The 24,177-nt window shown below is 43.5% G+C and carries 22 protein-coding genes; 8 read left to right on the plus strand and 14 right to left on the minus strand.

Annotated elements, in window-relative coordinates; translation table 11 throughout:
• Nucleotides 1-19 precede the first annotated feature (19 nt).
• From nadE to FC15_RS06600, 11 genes are all read right to left on the minus strand, one after another.
• Nucleotides 20-847, minus strand: coding sequence for an ammonia-dependent NAD(+) synthetase (gene nadE, locus FC15_RS06550; protein WP_057825119.1), 828 nt, complete (start codon nt 845-847; stop codon nt 20-22).
• A 51-nt stretch (nt 848-898) separates the two neighbouring features.
• Nucleotides 899-2,380 (minus strand): nicotinate phosphoribosyltransferase, encoded by a 1,482-nt coding sequence (locus tag FC15_RS06555; RefSeq protein WP_057825070.1) that lies wholly within the window; start codon nt 2,378-2,380, stop codon nt 899-901.
• A gap of 153 nt (nt 2,381-2,533) precedes the next feature.
• Nucleotides 2,534-3,235 (minus strand): GntR family transcriptional regulator, encoded by a 702-nt coding sequence (locus tag FC15_RS06560; protein WP_057825072.1) that lies wholly within the window; start codon nt 3,233-3,235, stop codon nt 2,534-2,536.
• A gap of 15 nt (nt 3,236-3,250) precedes the next feature.
• Nucleotides 3,251-4,393 carry an N-acetylglucosamine-6-phosphate deacetylase gene (nagA, locus tag FC15_RS06565; RefSeq protein ID WP_057825074.1) on the minus strand — a complete coding sequence of 381 codons (1,143 nt, stop codon included), beginning with the start codon at nt 4,391-4,393 and terminating at the stop codon, nt 3,251-3,253.
• A gap of 215 nt (nt 4,394-4,608) precedes the next feature.
• Nucleotides 4,609-5,409 carry a pyrroline-5-carboxylate reductase gene (proC, locus tag FC15_RS06570; protein WP_057825077.1) on the minus strand — a complete coding sequence of 267 codons (801 nt, stop codon included), beginning with the start codon at nt 5,407-5,409 and terminating at the stop codon, nt 4,609-4,611.
• A 266-nt stretch (nt 5,410-5,675) separates the two neighbouring features.
• The gene (locus tag FC15_RS06575; RefSeq protein ID WP_083479133.1) at nt 5,676-6,110 is read right to left on the minus strand and encodes an Asp23/Gls24 family envelope stress response protein; all 435 of its coding nucleotides are present in this window, start codon (nt 6,108-6,110) and stop codon (nt 5,676-5,678) included.
• Entirely contained in the window at nt 6,097-6,321 is a 225-nt protein-coding gene (locus tag FC15_RS06580; RefSeq protein WP_083479134.1) for a DUF2273 domain-containing protein, read from the minus strand. The genes FC15_RS06575 and FC15_RS06580 overlap by 14 nt, the downstream gene beginning before the upstream one ends.
• A gap of 7 nt (nt 6,322-6,328) precedes the next feature.
• Complete coding sequence (gene amaP, locus FC15_RS06585; protein ID WP_057825081.1) at nt 6,329-6,871, minus strand: alkaline shock response membrane anchor protein AmaP; 543 nt, start codon at nt 6,869-6,871, stop codon at nt 6,329-6,331.
• A 214-nt stretch (nt 6,872-7,085) separates the two neighbouring features.
• Nucleotides 7,086-7,745 (minus strand): ABC transporter ATP-binding protein, encoded by a 660-nt coding sequence (locus FC15_RS06590; RefSeq protein ID WP_057825083.1) that lies wholly within the window; start codon nt 7,743-7,745, stop codon nt 7,086-7,088.
• A gap of 13 nt (nt 7,746-7,758) precedes the next feature.
• Nucleotides 7,759-9,246: an ABC transporter permease gene (locus FC15_RS06595; protein WP_057825085.1), complete on the minus strand. Its 1,488-nt coding sequence runs from the start codon at nt 9,244-9,246 to the stop codon at nt 7,759-7,761.
• Nucleotides 9,247-9,802: 556 nt separating this feature from the next.
• The gene (locus FC15_RS06600) at nt 9,803-11,491 is read right to left on the minus strand and encodes a glycoside hydrolase family 13 protein (RefSeq protein WP_057825088.1); all 1,689 of its coding nucleotides are present in this window, start codon (nt 11,489-11,491) and stop codon (nt 9,803-9,805) included.
• A gap of 253 nt (nt 11,492-11,744) precedes the next feature.
• On the opposite strand from FC15_RS06600, the gene FC15_RS06605 reads away from it, so the two are divergent.
• Nucleotides 11,745-12,587 carry a TMEM175 family protein gene (locus FC15_RS06605; protein WP_057825090.1) on the plus strand — a complete coding sequence of 281 codons (843 nt, stop codon included), beginning with the start codon at nt 11,745-11,747 and terminating at the stop codon, nt 12,585-12,587.
• A 91-nt stretch (nt 12,588-12,678) separates the two neighbouring features.
• Here FC15_RS06605 and FC15_RS06610 read toward each other — a convergent pair whose 3' ends face one another.
• The gene (locus tag FC15_RS06610; protein WP_057825091.1) at nt 12,679-13,344 is read right to left on the minus strand and encodes a hypothetical protein; all 666 of its coding nucleotides are present in this window, start codon (nt 13,342-13,344) and stop codon (nt 12,679-12,681) included.
• A 230-nt stretch (nt 13,345-13,574) separates the two neighbouring features.
• Here FC15_RS06610 and FC15_RS06615 point away from each other — a divergent pair, with 230 nt between their 5' ends.
• From FC15_RS06615 to FC15_RS06630, 4 genes are all read left to right on the plus strand, one after another.
• Nucleotides 13,575-13,970 carry an HIT family protein gene (locus tag FC15_RS06615; protein ID WP_083479136.1) on the plus strand — a complete coding sequence of 132 codons (396 nt, stop codon included), beginning with the start codon at nt 13,575-13,577 and terminating at the stop codon, nt 13,968-13,970.
• 208 nt (nt 13,971-14,178) lie between these two features.
• Nucleotides 14,179-15,441, plus strand: coding sequence for an ABC transporter substrate-binding protein (locus tag FC15_RS06620; protein WP_057825093.1), 1,263 nt, complete (start codon nt 14,179-14,181; stop codon nt 15,439-15,441).
• 60 nt (nt 15,442-15,501) lie between these two features.
• Nucleotides 15,502-16,380 (plus strand): carbohydrate ABC transporter permease, encoded by an 879-nt coding sequence (locus tag FC15_RS06625; protein ID WP_235803356.1) that lies wholly within the window; start codon nt 15,502-15,504, stop codon nt 16,378-16,380.
• Nucleotides 16,373-17,203 carry a carbohydrate ABC transporter permease gene (locus FC15_RS06630; RefSeq protein ID WP_057825096.1) on the plus strand — a complete coding sequence of 277 codons (831 nt, stop codon included), beginning with the start codon at nt 16,373-16,375 and terminating at the stop codon, nt 17,201-17,203. The genes FC15_RS06625 and FC15_RS06630 overlap by 8 nt, the downstream gene beginning before the upstream one ends.
• A gap of 143 nt (nt 17,204-17,346) precedes the next feature.
• Here FC15_RS06630 and FC15_RS06635 read toward each other — a convergent pair whose 3' ends face one another.
• On the minus strand, nt 17,347-18,093 hold the full coding sequence (locus FC15_RS06635; protein ID WP_057825098.1) for an SDR family oxidoreductase: 747 nt from the start codon (nt 18,091-18,093) through the stop codon (nt 17,347-17,349).
• 101 nt (nt 18,094-18,194) lie between these two features.
• Between FC15_RS06635 and FC15_RS06640 the strand changes: the two genes are divergently transcribed.
• From FC15_RS06640 to FC15_RS06650, 3 genes are all read left to right on the plus strand, one after another.
• Entirely contained in the window at nt 18,195-18,623 is a 429-nt protein-coding gene (locus FC15_RS06640; RefSeq protein WP_057825100.1) for a MerR family transcriptional regulator, read from the plus strand.
• Nucleotides 18,624-18,734: 111 nt separating this feature from the next.
• Complete coding sequence (locus FC15_RS06645; protein WP_057825102.1) at nt 18,735-20,270, plus strand: multicopper oxidase family protein; 1,536 nt, start codon at nt 18,735-18,737, stop codon at nt 20,268-20,270.
• A gap of 341 nt (nt 20,271-20,611) precedes the next feature.
• On the plus strand, nt 20,612-21,553 hold the full coding sequence (locus FC15_RS06650; protein WP_057825104.1) for a magnesium transporter CorA family protein: 942 nt from the start codon (nt 20,612-20,614) through the stop codon (nt 21,551-21,553).
• A gap of 1,363 nt (nt 21,554-22,916) precedes the next feature.
• Here the strand turns inward: FC15_RS06650 and FC15_RS06655 are convergent.
• Entirely contained in the window at nt 22,917-24,065 is a 1,149-nt protein-coding gene (locus tag FC15_RS06655; protein ID WP_057825106.1) for a 5-methyltetrahydropteroyltriglutamate--homocysteine S-methyltransferase, read from the minus strand.
• Nucleotides 24,066-24,177: the final 112 nt, after the last annotated feature.

Here is a 24,177-nt window from a genome sequence, read left to right on the forward strand (position 1 = left end):
GTCAAACTCAGCGTCACTTTTATTTCCAAAAAGTATCGAAGACCGTGATTGGCAAATGACGCTTATGCTGTGTCTTTAAGAACCAAGCTTCGATTTTTTCTGCGGCTGCATCATCAATCGTCTTACCCTCAAGATAATCATCGATATTCTGATAGGTGACTCCAAGCGCGACTTCATCAGGCAAAGACGGCCGATTCTCTTCCAGATCCGCTGTCGGCTTCTTCAAGTAGAGATGTTCGGGCGCACCTAATACCTTTAACATTGCCTGACCTTGGCGCTTGTCCAGCCGATATAACGGCGTAACATCTGCGCCACCATCACCAAACTTCGTATAGAAGCCCGTGATGTTTTCGGCAGCATGATCCGTGCCAATGACCGCACCTGAGTGGGCACCTGCAATTGCATACTGCACGATCATTCGTTGACGCGCCTTGATGTTTCCCTTATTAAAATCGCTAATTTCTTGTCCATTCGTTGTCAATTCTTCTGTTAATGCATCGGTCGCACGTTTAATATCGATTCGCACCACTTGATCAGCTTGCATCCATTCAATGGCGGCCATAGCATCGCTCTCGTCGGCTTGCACACCATAAGGAAGACGAACGGCGTAGAATTGATACGACTGATCATCAGTCTCCTCACGCAATTCCGAAATCGCCATCTGCGCAAGTTTCCCGGCTAGCGTCGAATCTTGCCCACCAGAAATCCCCAATACATAACTATGCAAAAAAGAGTTTTTCTTGAGGTAATCTTTCAAAAAAGCGACTGAACGACGGATCTCTTCTTCAGGGTCAATCGTTGGACGCGTCTTTTCTAACGCAATAATTTCTTTTTGTAATGGTCGCAATTTGATGACACCTTTCTTCAACTAAAATTCATTTTAAACGTGACAATGTTGTTAAGATTTGTTTGGATGACTCAGGTTCTCAACCATCTGGCGCATCTTAGCAATATGGCTCAATTTATGATCATAAAGTTTTTGCGAAAGATCTACTGGATACTCTTGTGGGTTTAAGTCACGTTTGTATTCATCCCACAGCGAATCCAGATTTTTTGCACGATACGCCTTGATCTCATCAAGCTCTGGCAGTTGATAAACTAGCTGACCCTCGACAAAAATATCTTTCAAAATTGGCACAGCATCAAAGTCATGAATCGTCTTGTTGATATAGTTGTACTTCGGATGGAACATGAATAACTCGTCGCGTTCCAGTGGATTCTCATCCCACAAGGCGATATAGTCACCTTCAGACTTGTTATTCTTCTGACGATTCGTAATTCGCCAAACTTGCTTCTTACCTGGCGTGCTAACCTTCTCAGCGTTACTAGAAAGCTTGATCGTATCGACCATTTGGCCTTGAGAATCTTCAATCGAAACTAATTTATAGACCGCGCCCAATGCGGGTTGGTCAAACGCCGTAATGACCTTGGTACCGACACCCCAGATATCAATCTTGGCACCTTGCATCTTCAAGTTCTGAATTGTCTTCTCGTCTAGATCATTTGACGCATAAATTTTGGCGTTTGGAAAACCAGCGTCGTCTAATTGTTGGCGAACGCGTTTAGAGATATACGCCATATCACCAGAATCGATTCGCACACCTTGAAAATTAATCTGATCGCCAAATTCTTTTGCCACTCGAATCGCACTTGGCACACCCGAGCGTAAGGTATCATAAGTATCTACCAAGAAGACACAGTCATGATGCGTCCCTGCGTAAGCCTTAAATGCTTGATAATCATTCTGATAAAATTGGACAAGCGAATGTGCGTGCGTCCCGCTAGCTGGAATCCCGAAGACTTTAGCAGCACGTACGTTACTCGTTGCATCGAAGCCGCCAATATAAGCGGCGCGCGTCCCCCACAGTGCAGCGTCCAACTCTTGTGCACGACGTGAGCCGAATTCCAACACGGGACTATTACCCGCAACAGATTTGATTCTTGCTGCCTTCGTTGCAACCAAAATTTGATAATTGATTATGTTTAAGATGATCGTTTCAACTAGCTGACACTGATCCAATGGCCCTTCGACCTGAATCACAGGTTCTTCGTTGAAAACCAAATCGCCCTCTTGTGCCGAACGAATGGTACATTCAAATTTCATCTGTGCAAGATAATCGATGAAGTCTTGAGAAAAGTCGGTCTGCTCTTGCAAGTAAGCCAAGTCACTCTCACTAAAATGAAAGTCTTGTAGAAACTTAACGATTCGTTCCAAGCCTGCAAAAATTGCATAACCATTTTCGAACGGAATCTTGCGGAAATACGCTTCGAAAACCGCGTGACGCTTATTGATCCCTTTTTGCCAATATGTGTACATCATGTTAATTTCGTAAAAGTCTGTATGCAGCATCAAACTGTCGTCAGAGTATACTTTTTTCATAGCGCACCCCGCTAATTTAATTGTGTTGAACACTCGATATTATACCATGAATCAGTGTTTTGAGTAAAAGCCATCGAATCCCTGCTACAAGGCGCCATGACCCATGAAAATCAAAAAAAGCTGCAGCCATGATTTCAGCTACAGCAATTTCAATTATTTTTCTAAATAAAATTCAAACCGTTCACCAGCGTATTGTGTACGTACATATTCAAAAGGTCGACCATCTTTAAGATACGTGATCTGGCGTAAACGTAAAATCGCATCGCCGCGTTTGATATTCAAATAATCGGCAATATTCTCCGACGCCAAAGTTGCCGTCACGGTTTGTTTGGCATGACCAATCTCATAATGACCCTTTTGTGCCATCGTCGCATAAAACGAGTCGGTGACTTCTGCGCGGCTGAAATCTTTGACAAGATAGGCAGGAATCGTTGTCACCTCAAAACTAATTGGGACACGATCAGCCAATCGAATACGTTCCATCCGCACAACTTTGTCCGTCTCACTAAGTTGCAACCGTTCCTGCTCACTCAGTGAAGGGCTCAAAGTGCGATAAGAAATCGTTTGGCTTGAAGGAAACTTACCTTGAGAACGCATAATTTCCGAAAAAGAAGTCGTTCCCGACATTTTTTCCTGAACCTTCTGTCTCGTAACATAAGTGCCAGCGCCGATCCGACGCTCGAGAATGCCTTCATCAACCAAGGTTTGCAGCGCCTGACGCAAAGTCATTCTGCTGACGCCAAACTGACCAGACAGCGCCCGTTCAGAAGGAATACGGTCGCCAACTTTCCAAATTCCAGCCTCGATATCACGTTTAATTTGATTATGGATCTTAATATATACGGGTGATTCCACGGCAATTACCTCTAACTATTCTGGATGATATTCCGTACCATAACTATAAGTGGCAATTAAATCTTGTTGACGATTGAGTAAGTTCATATCTGCATCCTTACCCACCGTTAAAGTTCCTTTAGAATCAAGATGGAATTCTTCTGCTTGGTTCACACTACTCATTTGAACTGCTTCAAACATTGAACAGCCAGTGAAACTTTGAATGTTTTTAAAGGCATCAGTGAATTGTAACACGGAACCAGCTAACGTGCCGTCTGCCAAACGTGCTTGTTTGTCTTTGACGTAAACTTTCTGACCGCCTAACTCACTCTCACCTTCAGGCATCCCTTTAGAACGCATGGAGTCGGTGACCAAATCAATTCGCTCTGAACCCTTCATATCGAAGGCAAGACGAATCATATCAGGCACAATATGGAAACCATCACAGATCAATTCCGCGTGCATATTATCTTCAAGCATCGCATGACCAGTCACGCCTGGTTGACGATGCTTAAATTCGCGTTGTGCATTGTATAGGTGAGTAACATGCGTTGCTTTACTGTTCAATAATTGTTCACGTGTGGCGTTACTATGACCAACAGAAGGCACGATACCATTTGCTAAGCAGTAGTCTTCAAAAGCAACCGAACCTGGATCTTCTGGTGCATACGTAATCAACTTCACACGACCGCCGGACAATTCATTCCAGTGACCCAATAATTCAGTGTTAGGATCTTTGATGTATTGTTCAGGTTGTGCCCCTTTATAAACGGCAGAAATAAATGGTCCTTCCAAATGAACGCCTTGAATAATTGGATTACGATCTGCTGCAACCTTGACGCCAGACATTGCACGGTCAATGTTTTCATTCGATTGTGTCATCGTTGTCGCAAATAAAGTTGTGACACCTTCATTGCGCATCATCTTCGTTGCCATCGTATCGATTTGATCTGGATCGCCATCCATGGCATCAAAACCGTACCCACCATGGGCATGAACATCGATAAAGCCAGGAACGATGGTTGTGCCTTGAATATTTTGAACCTCATCACCGGGTTGTGCCACGTAATCGTAGACAGGACCAACCGCTAGAATTTTTTTATCGAAGCGGATATAGCCATCCTCAATGACTTGATCGCCTGTATAGATTTTTGCATGCTTTAAAACTTTTACACTCATGAAGACATCTCCTATTATGATATGGCGTCAATAGATCGTCAGCCTTTCAAAAATGCGCCTTCATTTAACAAATGACCGACGCTTTTTTGAACAACTAAAACCATCTTTTAGTATATGTGGTATAGACCAAAAAATCAAGTGATAACATCAGACCAATTATGTTCAATGTCTAGTTTATCAACGCTTCAAACTCAAACCAATTACAAAATCAACACTTATTCGCCTAAGTCTTTCCTAATTGTGGCATCAACCGCTTGGGCAACTGCCGTCTCGAAACCAGCTGCTTGCATCGCGAGGATTCCTGCAATCGTACTACCACCGGGCGAGGCGACTTCATCAATCAAATTCCACGGCGCATCGCCACTCGCTTGGACAAGTTGGGCACTACCGACCATCATTTGGCTCACGATCTCGACAGATTGTTTCTTAGTTAATCCATATTTAACCCCAGCATGAGCTAGCGCATCGATAAACAAATAGACAAACGCCGGCGCACTACCCGCCAGCGCCACAAAAGTGCTAAAATCCGCCTCTGGCAATGTAATCACCGCGCCAATTTGACGAAACAACTCTTCTGTCTGAGCAACGGCCTGTCCTTGGGCCGCATCGTTTGCGGCAATTGCCGTCATCCCCTGACCGATTTTAACATTCAAGTTAGGCATGATCCGCACGATTGGGAAGTCCTGCTGACCAATTAAATCTACGAGTTCAGCAATCGAAACACCGGACAATAATGAAACCAACGGCACTGAACGAGACTTGAGCTCAGCAGTAATCTCAGCCACGACCGATGCTTTCTGCTGCGGCTGCACGGCTAAGATTAAAAGGTCAGACTGCGCAACAATCGCGGCGTTGCTTTCACAGTACTGCAAGTGATGCAATTCAGCATACTTGCGATAATTTTCTTCGTGAGCGCTATGCACATAGATATCCTGGGATAAAACTGCATTGGCCTTCAATAACCCTTCAATAATTGCCTTCGCCATATGTCCCAGGCCAATAAACCCAATCTTCATTTCGAAACCTCCATCTTTTCATTCGACTCCCTCAGTTTATCGATGAATGCTGAATAACGCAAGGAACGACGGCTATCACGTGTCCATTCTTAAATTCACGCTTTCAGTTCATCGTCGCTTGACTGTAAATTTGTTTTGAAACGCGCATGATTCGTTGTTGTCAACACAGACCCCAAAATAGAGCACAAACAAAAAAGATCATGCGATTGAGCCTCATGATCTTTCTCGTCCGTCATTGATTGATCGGGGTTGGTCAGCAAACGGCGTTATGATTCGTTGCTACGACTCTTGCTCTTTTTATCCGCAAGTTCTTCTTTTGTCTTCACATCGTCAACATTCATTTCGAATGAAACCAGCTCTAGACCGGTCATTTCGCGAATTGCGGTCCCAACACGACGAAGCGCCTCTTCGCAGATCTTTTGTGCATTACTCCCATATTCAATCGTCACATTCATCTTGATACCCACTTGGGACTCGCCAACTTCAACATCAATACCTTTGGTTGGATCGGTATCTGGTGTCAATCGATCGGTGATTTCATTGATAAAATTACCCGTCATCCCAATAATTCCGTTAACTTCTGCGGCAGTGATGCCTGTAATTTTTTTGATCACATTATCATCGAACGTTAACTTCTTTTCAACCTCTTGGCCTTGATTCCGATTTGTTCTTTGATTCATTTCTGGATTAGCGATTGTCATGCTTGTTGCCTTCTTGTTTGTTCACTAATTTTGAGAGTAAATTAATTGCTAAGTCATCGAATTTGACTTGATTCAATTCCAATAAATAACCAATACTACAACCGGCGAGGATCACTAGGATAATGAAGAGCATCTTCCAAAAACCAAATGCCACCCAAGATACTGCCACTATTCCTGCGAACACGCCAAGTGTCAGGCTTTGCTTCATCATCTTCACCTCAACTCAGACGAACTTTTTCATGACTAGGTTTGGGCTCGAGATCGAGTTTGATTCGTCTCACCTTGATACCTAACAATTGTTCAACATCATGTTGGACTTGAGCTTTAATGGTTTTGGCTTGTCGTGTTAAATCACGATCTTCTACGTGATAAGCTTGAATTTCTAAGTCAGCTTTTTGGCCACGTTCATATAGCTTCACGTCGCTTTCAACGTTAACTAAGTTGAAATGACGGGCCAAACTCTTGACGACCATGGCATTTACGGCCTGCTTACTCACGGTCATTTCACCATCTGATACGGCAATTCGCAATCTTGAGGTTACCGCAGGCGCCGATAATCCTCTGAAAAATAAATAGAGACCGAACAATCCAGAGATGATGCTTAAAATGGTCAACCAAAACGTCACACTTTGCCAGTCAGTTACGATTCTTTTCCAATCCCAACTTGTATACAAACGTTGTTCCACAAAAATATAAAGTAAGGATTCAGCCAATAACACTAAGCCAATCAGCATTAATCCAACCTTTTTGATTCTCCACATCTTATTCACTCCTCACGCGCTTCAGTATGATTGCGCCTCCCTTCCGTTTAGCTAATTTAAGCATATCGAGTTGCTGTCAAAGATGAAATTAAAACGCACGTTATTCAATTGACTATTTTTTAACTGCAACCATCAGACGACCGACAACAAAAGACTCGATTCACCTACGGAAAAAATCTGTAAGCGAATCGAGTGACCAATTATACTTTGTAAATTACTTTTCGAGCGCAAATTCGTGGTGAGCGAGTCGATAAGAGTAGTCGCAAGCGGCAGCGACATCTGGCTCGTGAGTCACAATAATGACGCAACGGTCTTGTTCGTGGGCGATCGTTTGGAAGAGCTGAATCACTTCTTGAGTATTCTCCTCATCGAGATTACCCGTTGGCTCGTCGGCAACCACCAATTTTGCATCGCAGCACATGGTTCGCGCAATGGCGACGCGTTGTTGTTGACCACCAGATAAGCGCTGCACATTCTTTGTCATCTGCTCGTCTGTTAGCCCTAATTTACGCAACATCTCGCGCGCATACGTCTTATCCCCTTCGTGTGTCGACTTGGTAACCGCCATTGCCGTCAACAGATTATTCAGCGGCGACATATAGGTCAACAAGTTATACGATTGAAAAACAATCGATACTTTCTTCTGTCGATATTTTGTCAGACCGATCTGACTGAGCAACTGACCATTTAGAATAATTTCACCAGCCTTGGGTTTTTCGAGACCTGCGATTAAGGAAAGTAGCGTTGTTTTCCCAGAACCACTCTGACCAACGATGGCGTAAGAATGACCGGTTTCAAATGTGAGATCGACATTTTTAAATAAACTATTCTCTTCGCGATCATACCAATAACCAATTTGTTTAAGTTCAAGCATTGTGACGACCTCCTTAGTCAATTAAAACTTTTCTAGGTGACAATCTGAGAATGCCACCGGATGCTAACACGATCGAAATAAAGACAATTGCCAGACCAAATCCGCCTAACTCAGCCAGATTAGTTGGTGTTACTTGGACATCTAGTGCTGTCTTGTCCGCGGAACTGTCCATGAAACTAGCGCCACCACGTCCGACCGATCCACTCGGTGCTTGGGCATTGCCGTTACCAGGCGCTTGACCACCAGCGTTTGGACGCGTCATCCCTCCAGTTTGTACTGAACTAGCTGTCGAGGCAGTTTGTTGAGCAACGAGTTGTTCTCCAAGTTTGTTACCAACAAACTGCCCACCAGCACCAGCAATACCAACCGCAACAATTAAAACTAAGAACATCTCAACGAAGAATTGAGTCACAATTTTAGCGCGTGACTCCCCCAATGAGAGCAATACACCAATTTCATAACGACGCTCACGAATCATCAAAATAATGATCAATGCCAAAATAATCGTGCCGGCAATGGCAACAAGCCAAACGATTTTATCCGCAAATGATTTGATATTCGTCATCGATGACTTCACGCTCTGATAACTTACATCATTTGCAGAGAGTGAATATTTCGAGGTGCTGATTAACTTAGTTCCAGCTTTTTTGACGGCTTCGACCTTTACCGGGTCACTGACATTGAACGTGACAGAATCCGCGGTATTCTTATACTTGCTACCTTTGATGGTATTGGCAAGTGTATATGAGCTATAAATCGTATTTGAAGGGTCTGTGGCACCAGGACCCATTTGCGCCGTATCGCTTGTTGAAGGTGCCTTGTAGATGCCGACAATCTTCATTGAATAAGTCTGACTACCAGAAGTCGATTTCACTTTGATTGTGTCGCCAACGCTTAAATCGTTCTGCTTCGCTAATTCTGATTTGACGATAATATTTGTGGTATTCGCGTCAGAAGCTAAGATGCCGCGTCCTTTGATGATCTTGTAACCATTGGAAGCGAAGTTTGTCGTCAATGCCGTTGCGGAGACACCGCTGATTGCAATATCACCTTGGTCAGCAAATGTCTTACTCCCGCCTCTACCATCTTCAGTATTAGCAGAAACCGCCGAGGAAGTTGTGGTCGAAATGGCATCGAAACTCGATGCGTTCACCGAAGTTGAGGAAAGCAGATTATAATTCTTGACGTTGTCTAAATTAGCGATTTGCTTAACATCAGCTAATTTTACCGGCGTTAGAGACAATGACGGCTTCTCGGGCTTACTGGTTGAATCACCGCTAGCAGATGCGCGCATCTTCTTGAAGGCAGCTTCGCGATTAGCTGATAGTGTCAACGTTGCACCAACGCTCTTCTTTGCATTACTGGTTGCTGCATCCGCTGCATTACGAATCAATAAACCTGCTAATACAAATAACAAGATTGCTGAAGTCACTAAGATCAATAATAACGTTCGGCCTTTCTTGGCGATCAAATTCAACCAAGCACGTTTAAAAAAATTCATGGAAAACCTCCTAATATCATTCATTTGATAACTGTAATTAGCGTACCCAAAAAAAGCGACAAAGTAGTGACTCAACTTTGCACTTTTATCGTGTTAAAAATGAATTTTTTATGGTGAGACACTTGGCCGTCTGATCCGATCCTGAATTTGTTTGAAAGAAATCTCGTGAATTGATTTTCTAAAAATATACTTTTTCTTATTCATCTTTAAGACCGAACGCTTATCGGTCTCGGGTCTGATTTTGATTGTCTTAAGCTTTTCGTCAAACTTTCTTCACATTTATCTGTTATATTATATTCATAGCCGATAAGGAATTACCCCCTCCTTTGAAGCTAGCCCATAGTAATGACCCAACTTTTTCATTTTCATTCTTACTCCTCCAAAGACAAGAATGATGTAGAGACCTCCTCTACAAACCCCGTATATACTAAAAGCCACCAGTTGCCCGCTGGTGGCTTTTTCGTGTCGTTAATTTTAGATGAACATTCCCATGACACCAAAAATCCGAAACCAAATAAAGTCACGTGGTTTCGGATCAATACTTGTTTTTTTAACTTTATACTTCGAAGGCCGAACGTTGTTGATCAACGCTTCTGTTGTGATACAAATAGGCTTTAGATTCATATGGACGAATCGAGGTTCCCTGATCATCCTTGTAGTTCGAAATCAAAACATCATGACCACGACTAAGTTCTGGCAAGTCACAAGTTACGGTTTCTGCACTAAAGTTGCTGACAACTAACATTGTCTGCTTCGTATCACTGCGCTTATAGACCCAAAGTCGTTCGTCATTTGGTAGGAGCAATGAATAATTGCCATAGACAATGACTGGGAACTGATGACGCAGCCCGTTGATACGTTGGTAGAAGTAGTAAATTGAATTAACATCTTCTAATGCTTTTTCAGCATTGATTGTTTGATAATTTGAGTTTACTGCGATCCATGGATCAACGCCTTCACTTGTGAATCCGGCATTGATAGAATTATCCCACTGCATTGGTGTTCTTGCATTGTCGCGTGACATGCGATGCGCTGCGTCAATGAATTCCTGGTTAGTAAGCACATGTTTCTCTTCAACCAATTCACGGTAGGCATTAACGGTCTCAATGTCGCGATAATCGGAAACAGAATTAAAGTCATAATTGTTGGTCATACCAATCTCTTCGCCTTGGTAAATGTAAGGCGTCCCTTGCATGAAGTGAAGTGTCAATGCCAACATCTTAGCGGATAAGACGCGATATTCTTCAGTCGTGTCATTGCCAAAGCGTGAAACGACACGAGGTTGGTCGTGGTTGTTCCAGTAGAGTGAATTCCACGCTTTGCCGTGCAATTCAACTTGCCACTTGCTCATGATCTCCTTCAGTTCAGATAGCTTGTAGGCTTTCGGCCGCCATTTACCCAACTGAGGGTCCTGATCAACACCCATGTGCTCGAATTCGAAGACCATATCTAATTCTTTGCGATCGAAGCCAGCATAATTGACCGCATCGTACGGTTTGACATCTGGTGTCTCACCCACTGTAATCAAATCGTCGCGCTTCGATAGAACTTCGCGATTCATTTCTTGCAGATATTGATGGACATATGGCCCATTTGCCACTTGACCGCCAGCTTCGAGGTCGATTGGTTTTGAGATTAAATTGATGACATCCATTCGGAAACCATCGACGCCCTTATCTAACCACCAAGCCATCATCTTGTAGACGGAACTACGCATATCTGGATTCTTCCAGTTCAGATCCGGTTGTTTCTTCGAGAATAAGTGTAAATAGTATTGGCCAGTTGCCTGATCCAACTGCCAAGCGGAACCACTGAAAGAAGACTGCCAATCATTTGGTTCGTGACCATCAACAGGATCATGCCAAATGTAGTAGTCTCGATACTTATTATCTCGGCTTGCACGACTCTCAGCAAACCAGCGATGCTCATCTGAGGTATGGTTGACCACAAGATCCATCATGATCTTCAAGCCACGATGATGAGCCTTATCTAATAACTCATCGAAATCAGCCATGGTCCCAAAATCGCCCATTACCTTCTGATAATCCGATATATCATAACCGTTATCATCATTAGGTGATTGATAGATTGGATTCAACCAGATCACATCAATGCCTAAAGTTTTAATATAATCAAGGCGCTTGATTACACCCTGCAAGTCGCCGATCCCATCATGATTCGTATCTTGAAAACTCCGGGGGTAGACTTGATAGACAACAGCCTCTTGCCACCAATGCTTTTTCATGCTGATACCTCCAACTCTTAATTATCTTAAGATTAGTTGAATTGAACGCGGTTTGCAAGCAAGATACGTATTTTTTTGACAATAAAATTAATCGATCTCATTTTTTTGCCATTTTTAACATTTTTGACGCAATAACTGTCACGCCATTTGAACAAAATGTGATCTGTCGAGACGTGTGTCAGCAACGAGACGTTATAAATTTTGGTGATAATCTGCTATGATGAACAATGAATTTACTTTTGGAGGAATCAACTTGCCCAAGCTAAAAAAACGGCTCGATGCCTTTAGCGATGCCATCATTGCCATCATTATTACGATCATCGTCCTGGAATTACCCATCAAAGTTGTCAATGGCACGGTTAACTTTCGACAAATCTTCATGTCGATTGGTATTTATGCAGTGAGCTTCTGCTTCATCGCGAATATTTGGTATCAACATGCCCTGCTATTTGAAGAGGTCGATACTATTTCAAGCCGTGATATCGTTCATGACCTCATTTTTTTAATGCTCTTATCCTTGATTCCAAACTTTACGAGATTAATGAGTACCGACCCGATTCGGCCAACCGTGATGCTCTATGGTGTGCTGTATCTCATTCTAACCGCCTACTTTCAGATGATGACGGCAAGCCTTATTGGCAAGAAATACCGATCACGAGACGATCTTCGGCGAATCTATCAATCGATTTCTGGACGACGAAGTGGCCTGTATCTCTATCTCATTATTATCGGGCTAATCGTGTTAGGCTATTTCATTCCTAAGGCCGCGATGATTCTGTACATCATCATCCCAATTCGTTCATTCTTGATGAACAGTCAAGAACGCGAGGACTTCAATGATGTTGTTGCCTTACCCGAAGATGGTCGCAATCGTTTCTTAAAAATGTCTGACCACGAAAAAATTCGTTTTGGAAAAATGATCCGTAGTTATCTGCTCAAGAATCAAGAGACCACGCACCCTAAAAGTCACGCCGATGAACAAGCCGCTTGGCAACATTTGGTCACACAGGCGCAGCAAGAGTTTAACATCTCCGAAGCAGAATTGACCAAATGGTTCTCCGGTCATGAAGATCGTTTACGCAGTCGCCTGCATTAAATTTGCTGATTAACTCTCACTAGTAGATACACCAAAAAAGTGTGATTTCCTTTTGATTTTTAGGAAATCACACTTTTTTAACGATCACCGATTAGATCGGCCAGTCCGGATCACGATTCATCGGAAAATTGATCACATTATTGAGATGCTGTTCGGTCTCATTCGGGGCCAGATCATCTGCCCCATCAGCTTCCCAAACATTGCCATAACTATCTTCGTAGTTATCACCATGTAAAATAGAACGGTCTTGGGCGTGTTCAACTAGACGAGAGAGGGCACTCTGATTCTCAGCGTAATCGTAAACTTGATGCGTTGCCCCATTTGCCATCAATTCTTTTCTGGCTTGCGCACGATTCATCATCTGCAGACCATAAGCACGAAAATCAGAAGTCGACACGAATCCATAAACACGATGATCTCTCATCTCGATTTGGAGAATTGGGGCATGAAACGTGATTTCTTCAATCTCATTAGGTTCAATGACGATTGTTTGTTGATGTCCCGTCTGATAGTTTTTGCATCTTAATTCATCTCTAATGCTATACTGTTGATCCATGGTGGCCACTCGCAACAACACATGATTGAAAAGTTCCGTTGCCTGTTCGCTGTTTAATTGTGGAATCACCTCGCCTAAAATTCCGTCGACGATGGCAAGCATCATCTCTGGATCAGCAATTGGATCTCGAGTCATCGTCAACTCATCATCTGCGGTTAGTCTGACTTGAAATACCACATCATCGTCTCTGTCTTTTCGCATGATCTTCTCCACTTCGTTGATTTATATTCATTATAACTGAATGCCCTCAATTAATAAAATGAGACTCAAGTTGTTTAAGTAACTTTAACCGATTGATCTATGATAGGAAGTTTTTGTAACGTTATAACGGCCTCTTTCTTTTAGCCTTTTCCCATCCAGACTTTCGCAAACTAGCCAATCTCATCCACTTGGCCTACAATGCAATCAAACAACGAATTGGAGTGACTCTAATGCAACTTGATCCGAATTGTGTTTTTTGCCAGCCAGAAAATCGAAAATATATCATCGAAAATAAAAACGCCGGTCTGTTATTCGATACACATCCCGTTTCTAAAGGACATGTTCTCATCATTAGCAAGGCACACTACGCCACCTTCTTCGACGTACCGGCAGTTGTCATGCAAGATATGTATCGACTTGTACTCGAGGCCAAGCAACTCGTGGATGCACGTTTCCACCCAGATGGTTATAATCTCGATGTCAACATCGAACCAGCTGGCGGGCAAGCCATCATGCATTGTCACATCCACCTCATTCCCCGCTATCGCCACCAAGATCCTTTTCGAAATATCCCCACTCACGAGTTACTCCCCGGTGACAAAACCGTCGAACATTTACCCGGTTAAATGTTCAGGGGTGCTTGTTGAACAACGAGATAGACCTCAAGTCACATCAACCCACGCAAAAATTTGCATGGGTTTTTTGATGCTAATTTATTGGCAATTGCTCGATGATAACTTTTTCTAAATAAATAACATAATATATGACTGATAGTCAATAAACCGTTTGTTATACTGACTTCACAAAATAAAAATTAAATAAGGAGTGGCACACATGAAAAAGTCCGCACGAATCGTCTTACCTCTCATGTTCCTCACAATCGGCCTCGGCGCTTGTCGCTCAAACAATTCTTCCGAGCAAAATAACAAAACGATCACGTTCTATCTTTCCGGCGATAAAAGTGAAGGTCATGCCTACAGCAAAATGGCTAAGGAATATGAAAAGGAGACCGGTGTCAAGGTGCGCATTACCGATGTACCGTACGATAATCTCACGACAAAAATCGATAAGGCGGTCCAGGCTATAGATGAACCGGATATTGCTCGCGTTTCTGGTGTCGGTACTACGTGGACTTCTAGCCTACAAGACCTGTCAGATATTGCAACCAGTGCCAAGACAAATAAGCGCGTGACCATTACCGATAAAGAATCTGGTGAAGTTAAGGCGATTCCTTCTGATTTAACCTCCAACGGTCTGTTTATCAATCGCTCGCTATTCGACCAAGTTGGCGTCGACTATCCTAAATCTGACCAAGAGATTTGGACTTGGGACAACTTCATCAAGGCTTTGAAACAAGTACAGGCAAAAACTGACGCAAAATACGGCTTGGTTGTCGATCCATCCGATCATTGTTTACGAACGATCACCCACCAATTTGGGGGTGAGGATTTCCAGCTCAATGAGAAAGCAACCGCGTATCATACCGATAAAAATACCATCAAAGCACTCGAAGAATTTATTTCATGGAATGACAACAAGTTAATGCCAAAAACAGTCTGGACCAGTGGTGAAGATCCTTCTGCAATGTTTAAGAGTGGCCAAGTTGCGGCCTATCTTTCCGGCAGTTGGCAGATTAAAGACTTCACGGAGAATATCAAGGATTTCAACTGGGCAACGACTTATATGCCTTATGAGAAGACCCGCGGTAATAACTTAGGTGGAAACTTCCTTGTTGCTTTTAAAAACGGTAAGAACACTAAAGGCTGCAAAGCTTTCTTGAAGTGGTTGTACAAGCCTGCTAATTATAAACAACTCTGTGAATATGCCGGTTATTTGCCAGCGGTTGAAAACATGAAGATCGATTACGGCAAATCGCAAAAAGATTACGACATCATTCAAAACGAAACTGATCATGCCTCAGATATGATCGGCTACCAAACGACTCAAGGTGTTCAAGCAACAATGAACGGGAAAAAGGGACTCAGCGGAACTTATAAAGACGCGATTGCCAATGTCATTAATGGGCAAGAATCGCTCAAAACAGCCATCAAACAAATCGAAAAGGATTACAACGATGGTTTCCTAGCCGATCGCTAGCCTGAAATTGACTTTTCAAGGAGACATTGTTTCAAACTATTTGGAAATCAGGTGAAGGTAGTGACTGTTAAGGCAAGATTTGAGCGCAATAAATGGCCGTTTTTGTTCGTTGGGGCCAATATGATTTTATTTGTGGTTTGGTTTGTCGTTCCTGCGTTGTTGGGGCTCTATTATTCATTCACCAATTCTGATGGAAACCCTGGTGAGAAATTTATTGGCCTAGCAAATTATCGCGAATTATTCGCGGACCCTGCATTCTATAAGGCATTGGGGCGCACTTTTCGTTATATTATCTTCCAAGTCCCCTTGCTCTATGTGGTTTCACTATTGGTTGCCCTATTATTATCAAATCCGAAAATCAAAGGCAAGATTATCGGCAAGATCGTCGTTTTTTTACCTTGGTGTATCTCTGGTATCGTCACAGGTGTGATGTGGAAATGGTTGTTTGGCGAAAGCTTCGGTTTTATCAACTATAGTTTAAAACAATTAGGGCAATCACCCGTTCCTTGGTTCTCTGACGGCAATATGGCTTTCCTCGTCGTGGTCATGGCGGCTGTCTGGGCGGCGACTGCCTTCAATATGTTGCTCTTCATGAACGCCATCAAAAATGTGCCAGCAACCTTATACGAGGCGGCATCTTTAGATGGTGCGACCAGTTTTCAAAAGTTTTGGCATATCACACTTCCCGCCATTCGCCCGACCTCATTGATGGTGATTCTGCTCGCAACCATTGACGCAACGAAGGAATTCGTCATGGTCCAAGCCTTGACAAACGGGGGACCGGGAACAGACAACATGTTTATCGTGCAATATATTTACACGACTGGCTTCGACAAGTTCAAGGTGGGGTATGCCAGTGCAGTTTCAATGGTCTTGTTTATGATCATTCTGTTGGTGGCACTCATTCAGCTGAAGGTGGGAGGTCATCAGAATGACTAAACTTTACGATCGAACCGCAAAGACACTGTTAACGGCTGCACTCGTTGTCGTTTGCCTACTTTATGTTTTTCCGGTCTTTTGGTTCTTGATGAGTTCATTGAAGCCTGGTAGTGAATTGTTCAGTTATCCCCTGACGATCTTGCCAAAAACAGCCACACTTCAAAACTTTGTGGAGGCTTGGTCCACGCTAGATTTCTTCAAATACTTCAAAAATACTTTTTTATCAGCAACGTTGACGACAGCCTTCACGATTTTTGCAAGTGCGACTTGTGGCTTCGCCTTCGCGAAATATGATCGTAAATGGCTGCGCTTCTTCTTTGTTTGTATCATCGCGACAACGATATTACCTACAGAGGTCATCATGAATCCAACATTTACGGTCATTCGAGTCACAGGTCTATATAATCGTCTCGCTGGGATCATTATTCCGTCGATTAACACGGCAACGGGCATCTTCATGTTTCGCTCTTTCTTCCTGAGCGTTCTCGACTCACTGATCGAGTGTGCCCGTATGGACGGCGCTTCAGATGGCAAAATCTTTTTACGCATCATGTTGCCACTTGCAAGGCCAATTGTCATGATCCTGGCGATTTTCTCCTTCCAATGGCGCTGGAACGATTATATCTGGCCGCTGATCGTGCTCAATGATCCGGATAAATATACATTACAAGTCGCCTTACGTTCTATTATTGGTGCACAGAATATTGACTGGGCATTATTATTAGTGGCATCGGTGATTTCCATTCTGCCATTACTCCTCGTTTTCATCGTCTTCCAGCGTTACATTATGAACGCAGGCGCAACGAGTGGCATGAAAGATTGATGATTAACTCAACTCGCCAGGTCATCTAAAAGTCGATCAAAAGCAATTTCAAACGATCACGCCAAACAAACAACCTCATCTTGAAATCGAGATGAGGTTGTTTGTTTAATTAGATGAAAAAAATACTGATTTTTTAAATTGGCCTACCAACTTTGAGCTGCAGGACCGACGGTAAATTCATTAACTGTCGTATCTTCTGGTTGATCAATGGCAAAGGCAACCACATTAGCGATGCGCTCTGGACTAATTTCGTAGGTATCATAGAGCTGCTTCATGCCAGCTGCCGTTTGTTGATCAGTAATATGATCGACTAGTTCAGACTGGATTGCTGCTGGATAGATCGTTGAAGTTCTAATGTGTGTCTTCTCTTCAGCCGATTCCATCCGCAAAACTTCCATCAAGTCACGAACGGCCCACTTCGTCGCGCCATAAACTGCGCCACCAGGATAAGCTTTCAGACCAGCAACTGAAGAGGTTGCGATGACTTGGCCCTGCTTCTGTGCCGTGAAGGTTGGCAATACTGCAGCAATACCGTAGAGCACGCCTTTCAAATTCACATCGATCATGCGATCCCACTCCTCGACATGAAGTGCGGATAAAGGCGAGTTAGGCATCAACCCAGCATTTAGAAACATCACATCGACGCGACCGAACTTTTCTTGTGCTAATTGAATCAGAGCCTCATTGTCAGAACGCTTGGTGACATCCGTCACGCAATAAACAGCTTGCCCACCTGCACTTTCAATATCTGCCTTAATCTGTGCAAGTTTCGATTCACGACGCGCCCCAAGGACGATTTTGGCTCCCTTCTGTGCTAATAATTTTGCACTTGCCTCCCCAATTCCTGAAGAAGCACCAGTAATGACAACCACTTTATCTTTAACGGCCATGTAAAATTCCCCTTTTCGTTTTTTATGATAAACTAAGCATAATGTCTCAAGCTAACTTGAGGTCAAGCCTTAATTTCAAAAAAAGAAAAGAAGTTGATGAAATGTCACAGGAAACTTATACGATCGGTCAGGTTGCCACCCGTTTTAACCTAAGCGTTTCTACTTTACGCTACTATGATCAAGAGGGTCTAATTCCAAATCTCACTAAAGATCAAGCGGGTATTCGCCGTTTCAACAATGAAAATCTCGAAGCACTGCAAGTTGTCGAATGTTTAAAAACTTCCGGCATGTCAATCAAAGATATTAAACAATTCATGCAATGGAGCTCAGAAGGGGATGAAACTTTAGCGCAACGTCTAACTTTATTCCAAAAACTTCGTGAACACCTCGAATCTCAGCTCGACTTATTAGAACGCAATCTTAGAGTCGTCGATTACAAGTGTGCCTACTACGGACAAGCGGTTGAAGATGGCACCGAAGCGCGCGTCAAGCAAACTGGTCAATCGATTCGCGAAATTGCGAATCACTGATTATTCCAGTTCGTTTAGATTTTATGGCCTTCTAAACCAGCCAGATAAGATGACAAGCGTTATAATAAAAATGTCTGATTCAGCGCTTACTTAATTGGAGGAGGTTCTTTCATGTCAAACAAAGTTTATACTGATTATTTCTTCGACGAGCCCGCTTATAACACTCACGATGGCGGTTATGTGCCGCTGGAACGCCTCGATGTTCCCGAACAACCACTTAATATTCCACCGTTGCTCGAACCCGACCGCGAAACAGAGACAGATACTTACTATACGTTGGTCGCACAGGCCGGGGAAACACAAATTTTACCCGGCGCCAAGACGAAAACTTGGGGTTACAACACAACGCTATTGGGTAAGACCATTGTTTTTCAGAAAGGCAAACACATTCACGTCACGTTAAAAAATGAATTGCCAGAGCTGACCACTTTTCACTGGCACGGTCTCAATGTTTCCGGTCCAATCGTTGACGGTGGCTGCCATGCTCCCGTTTATCCTGGCGAGACCAAACAAATCGACTTCACTTTAGACCAACCCGCTTCGACAACTTGGTTACACGCCCATCCTTGTCCTTCAACAGCAGAACAAGTTTGGCACGGCCTCGCTGGATTAACGATTATCAAAGACGACGTCGAAGCCAAGTTACCCTTCCCTAGAAATTATGGCGTTGATGATGTGCCATTGATTTTACAGGACCGTCGTTTCCATGAGGATAACCAGTGGGACTATCACGCAGATTATGATCCTGATGGCGTTCAAGGACCAACTGCGATGATCAATGGGACCGTCAATCCTTATTTTGAGGTCAAAACGCAAAAAGTTCGCTTTAGAATTTTGGACGGTGCCAATCGTCGCGAATGGCGCTTGCACTTTAGCGATGACCTCGAATTCACGCAGATCGGTTCAGATGGTGGCATCTTGCCAGCACCCGTTCGACTCACCAAGCTGATGCTAACTTGCGCTGAACGCGCGGAGATCATCGTTGATTTCGGTCAGTATCACGAGGGTGATGTGGTGACATTGTTCTCAGATGATATGCCCATCGTTAATTTTCGCATCGGGAAGTTCGCACCAGACACGCAGGTACTTCCAGGACATTTAGTGGACATTCCTAATCCAGAGCCAACACCAGGACTCCCAGTTAAAAAAGTTGTGATGTCTGGTATGGATGAAGAAGTGATGCTTGACGGTCAAAAATTCAACATGCAACGCATCGATGCTCGCCAAAAAGTCGGCGACGTCGCGATTTGGGAAATTACCAATACCAATCAAATGGACGGCGGTATGGTTCATCCTTTCCACATGCATGGCTGTCAATTCTTAGTGCTGTCTCGTGATGGTCACGAGCCTTATCCAAACGAACATGGCTTCAAAGATACTGTCGGCGTCAATCCAGGTGAAGTTGTCAGAATCAAGGTTTGGTTCACATTACCTGGCGTTTACATGTACCACTGTCATATTATCGAGCATGAAGATGGTGGCATGATGGCCCAGATTGAGGCCTTCGATCCAGAGCATCCACAGACCTATCATTTGATGGATATGGACACCTTAATGAACGCCTTCGCAGCAGAACGCGGAATTGACGTCAAAGACCTTTGGATGGCCGGCATGGATTCTTACGATAAAATGGGCATGGAAATGTAAAAGCACCTCCACAACGGCTTCAAGAATATGTTTTAATCAAAAAAGTGTCTCGATCAGTCTAGGTAATTTTCAATCTAACTTGAAAATCAACCGGTCTGATCTGAGACACTTTTTTATTTAACCGATGCGTACGACCTAATTAATTTAATCGTCAGCCTCGTTCGACTCGATTATTTCCGCAATCAAGGTTGGCGACGTCTTTTCATCGCGGTCACCTAAGCAACTTTCTTTACACCCCCGCTGACATTTTGTCACAATAAAATTGAATTCAACAGCGATTTACAATCATAAATGTTGCCCGATTGATATTGCGACTAATGGCTTGATTCCGGAGGAAAGCGATGCTCACTTACTATACCTTAGCTAAAGATGGCTGTACGAAATCGACCAAAGCTGAAGGCAATTGGTTAATTCTCCAACAACCTTCTCCACAAGAACGCCAAGAAATTATCAAAAAATATCAGTTGCCCCATGATGTTTTTCCCATCGAAAGCACGCCCGAAGACGTCACACAGCTCGAATTTTTGCAGCAAACAAACCTAAAGTCACCAATGTCACTCGTTCTAATGAATCTAGCGGGCCATCCTCACGAGCGGGTGGAGGAACGACTGCATCCCATCTCATTCATCATTTCCGACGACCTCCTGATTACTGACGTCGGCAACAATTCTAGTTTCATTGACCAATTGCTTTCCAAATGGGGACCACAGCTAAATCAAAGTTACGACGTGATCGGTTACTGTTTAATATCCATTTATGACCGTTATATCGGTGAATTAACTGCCAAAAAGCAGACGATTAATGATCTCGAAGAAGCCGCACAACGAACAACAAAAAATCAAGAACTATTTAATTTAGCAACCACTCAACGTGACTTAGTTTATTTAGAACAAACATTGGATAACCAGGCGCAAACGCTAGAACGACTCTGGGAAGAAACGGAAATTGAAACGGCGTTTACTGACGCCGGGCTGGCTTACGACGTACAACTCAAGCAACAATATGCGGATAAATCGATTCACATTTATCGAGACCTATTGGATACCATCGGCGGCTTATTCAGCGACATGATGAGCAACAATCTGAACCATCTGATGAAGTATCTCGATTCAGCAGCGTTGGTCATTTCTGTGCCCGCATTAGTTGGAACGTTGTGGGGCATGAACACGGGTGGTTTGCCTGGCAAACAATCCGAAATTGGGTTTTGGATCATGATGGTGATTGCGTTTATCTCTGCCTTGCTCACCGCCGCCCACTTAGCACGAAAAAAATACGGTGCATGATTTTACAAGTTGATATTTTGGCATGCCCGACTTTCAGGCCTGTCAGTCCACTGCTCAGACCCGTCAGTCCACTGCGTGGAAAGTTGTTGCCTTCGCTGTGGTGCCGGCTCCAGGTTTATTCGGCTCGTGCTTCGCACTCGGCGAATAAATCTTCCGCCTTAAACATTAGCCTTCGCAAACGTGTGCCACACGCTATGCGAAGGCTAATGTTTGCCCCATGTTGTAAACCCGCATGGCCCACGCGGATTAACAACATTTTCACAGTACGGCAACAACTTTCCACTCCGTTCCCTGACTCAGATGTGAAGGCAGAACTGCGGTTTTGAAATTAAGAACAGGAAATTAGTGTGTATTTCTAACCCAGTTCGTAAATCTTTAAGACTAAATCAGAAGTTGCGAAGGAAAATGGTTGTGATGCTGTGAAAGTTCTGTTAGACCGAGAGAGCGTGAAGCAAGGCGGTTTGCAGTTGAGCATTAACGATAATTTCTGAATGATTCGTTTACGAATCGTTTAGAAATCGTTGTTAAGCGCAGACTGCTGCCTTGCGTAACGCGTTTGCGGACTTACAGAACGGGTAAATTGGAGACTTCGAATAGAGTGTGTAACAAGGCGGTTAGCTTCTGAGCATTAACGATAATTTCTGAACGATTCGGTTACGAACCGTTTAGAAATTGTGGTTAAGCGCAAGAAGTTGCCTTGTGAGACACGTTTTCGAAGGCTCCAATTTTAGTCGAAAGCTACTTTTAGCTTGCTAAAAGAGCAGTAGACGGCCCCACAACAAGAACGATCATTTTCCGTAGCAATTTCGGCGAATAGTCATAAAAAAATTCGATTTTTTCAATTTGTCATTCTAGACACACGACTAATACAAAAATTCACGCCAAATACTTGTCATTTTCGATCGAAATGTACTAGTAATTTAGCGTGAATCTGAAAATTTGTCGTGTCTCAATTTCGCCATTTGACGCAATCACGATTTTTAAACGTGCTCATTTTTTCGTTCGACGAAATATTCTGCCAGCAAATCTTGCCCAGTTATCTCGAGTTACCGACTAAATCAGAAGTTGCGGAAGACAATGGGCATGATTGCAGTGACAGTGTTATAAGCTCGAAACGTGTTTCGAGCTTATAGCACGGGCAAAACTTTAGATTTTGTGCAACAAAAGCTACAAGTTTTAGGCGAAAGCTCCTTTTTGAAGTAGAGCGTGGAGAAAGGCAGTTAGCAGTTAAGCACAGACTGCTGCCTTGCGGAACGCGTTTCAAAAAGAGCTGCAGCCGGCCCCACAGGCTAGCATGACCATTTGTCTGTAGCAACTTCGGCGAAGTGAGGCAACTTCAAACTTCATTACCCGCGCCGTGTCATTAACCCCAGACTTCTTCAGCAATCGATTTAACCAACGCGATTTTAGCCCATTGATCTGCTTCGGTTAAAATATTTCCTTCTTCTGTCGACGCAAATCCACATTGCGTGCTCAAGCAAAGATGATCTAGTGGCACGTATTGCGCTGCTTCATGAATGCGATCAATGATTGTTTGACGATCTTCTAATTTGCCATCTTTTGAGGTCAACAAGCCCAAAACGACATATTTATTTGGGCCAACGGCTTTCAATGGTTCGAAGCCACCGGCGCGTTCGCTATCATACTCAAGGTAGTAAGCTTGCACGTTCTCTTGATCAAAGAGTGGTGTTGCAACTGAATCATAACCGCCAGCTGCCGCCCAAGTTGAGTGGTAGTTGCCACGGCAAATATGAGTATTGATCGTCAAGTCGGCAGGTAAATCGGCGATGGCTGCATTATTGATTTCTAAATATAACTTCTTTAAGTCGTCGAGTGAATCGGCTTCGCCTTCACCAAAACTGTTAATGAATTTCTCAGAGGTCTTTGAAACTAACATGCCCCAAGTGCAGTCGTCGAGTTGAATCGTGCGTGCACCTGCTGCATATAGATCTAAGATCACTTGATGATAGGCAGCCGCGACGTCTGCGAATAGTTCTTCGCGTTTCGGATAAACCTCCCGCGCAGCGGCGATATTTTCTGGGTTTAATAGTTCAACCAATAACTGCGCTGGTGCTGGAATTGTTTGTTTAACTTGAATGCCTTCGCTCACATGCGCTTGTGTAAATTTGAAGGCTTCCACAAAGGGATGGTTCTCACCCGTGATTTTTCCAGAAACAGACGCCGTTTCTTGACGCGTTTCTTCACCGTGGAAGAAATAACCATGGCTAGATTTTTTAAACGAAACGCCATTCAATCCCCAGAAGAAATCGAGGTGCCACCAACTACGACGAAATTCACCGTCTGTGACTGCTTTTAAACCGGCCGCTTCTTCTTGTTTAATTAATTCGATGATTGCTTGGTCCTCGACGGCAGTCAGTTCATCACGCGTAATTTCGCCGGCTGTAAATTTTTCGCGTGCTGTTTTCAACGCTTCCGGGCGTAAAAAGCTGCCCACAATATCGTAGCGAAATGGTGACTTCGTTCTCTTAGTTAATGCGGTTGTTGTACTCATTAGTTAATGCCTCCAGATTTTTAATTAATTCTGATTCCACCACAAACAAAAAAACCCCCGAATTGTCAAATCAAGTGCAACACTTTCGACCTATTCTTAGTTATTGGTCTAG

It is taken from the genome of Lapidilactobacillus concavus DSM 17758 (assembly GCF_001435835.1).
Taxonomy (GTDB): Bacteria; Bacillota; Bacilli; order Lactobacillales; family Lactobacillaceae; genus Lapidilactobacillus; species Lapidilactobacillus concavus.

Coding starts and splice junctions, on each gene's coding strand:
- FC15_RS06555 (WP_057825070.1), bottom strand. CDS start 2,380: ATGAAAAAAGTATACTCTGACGACAGTTTGATGCTGCATACAGACTTT.
- nagA (WP_057825074.1), bottom strand. CDS start 4,393: ATGAGTGTAAAAGTTTTAAAGCATGCAAAAATCTATACAGGCGATCAA.
- proC (WP_057825077.1), bottom strand. CDS start 5,409: ATGAAGATTGGGTTTATTGGCCTGGGACATATGGCGAAGGCAATTATT.
- FC15_RS06575 (WP_083479133.1), bottom strand. CDS start 6,110: ATGACAATCGCTAATCCAGAAATGAATCAAAGAACAAATCGGAATCAA.
- FC15_RS06580 (WP_083479134.1), bottom strand. CDS start 6,321: ATGATGAAGCAAAGCCTGACACTTGGCGTGTTCGCAGGAATAGTGGCA.
- amaP (WP_057825081.1), bottom strand. CDS start 6,871: ATGTGGAGAATCAAAAAGGTTGGATTAATGCTGATTGGCTTAGTGTTA.
- FC15_RS06590 (WP_057825083.1), bottom strand. CDS start 7,745: ATGCTTGAACTTAAACAAATTGGTTATTGGTATGATCGCGAAGAGAAT.
- FC15_RS06595 (WP_057825085.1), bottom strand. CDS start 9,246: ATGAATTTTTTTAAACGTGCTTGGTTGAATTTGATCGCCAAGAAAGGC.
- FC15_RS06600 (WP_057825088.1), bottom strand. CDS start 11,491: ATGAAAAAGCATTGGTGGCAAGAGGCTGTTGTCTATCAAGTCTACCCC.
- FC15_RS06610 (WP_057825091.1), bottom strand. CDS start 13,344: ATGCGAAAAGACAGAGACGATGATGTGGTATTTCAAGTCAGACTAACC.
- FC15_RS06615 (WP_083479136.1), top strand. CDS start 13,575: ATGCAACTTGATCCGAATTGTGTTTTTTGCCAGCCAGAAAATCGAAAA.
- FC15_RS06620 (WP_057825093.1), top strand. CDS start 14,179: ATGAAAAAGTCCGCACGAATCGTCTTACCTCTCATGTTCCTCACAATC.
- FC15_RS06630 (WP_057825096.1), top strand. CDS start 16,373: ATGACTAAACTTTACGATCGAACCGCAAAGACACTGTTAACGGCTGCA.
- FC15_RS06635 (WP_057825098.1), bottom strand. CDS start 18,093: ATGGCCGTTAAAGATAAAGTGGTTGTCATTACTGGTGCTTCTTCAGGA.
- FC15_RS06640 (WP_057825100.1), top strand. CDS start 18,195: ATGTCACAGGAAACTTATACGATCGGTCAGGTTGCCACCCGTTTTAAC.
- FC15_RS06645 (WP_057825102.1), top strand. CDS start 18,735: ATGTCAAACAAAGTTTATACTGATTATTTCTTCGACGAGCCCGCTTAT.
- FC15_RS06650 (WP_057825104.1), top strand. CDS start 20,612: ATGCTCACTTACTATACCTTAGCTAAAGATGGCTGTACGAAATCGACC.
- FC15_RS06655 (WP_057825106.1), bottom strand. CDS start 24,065: ATGAGTACAACAACCGCATTAACTAAGAGAACGAAGTCACCATTTCGC.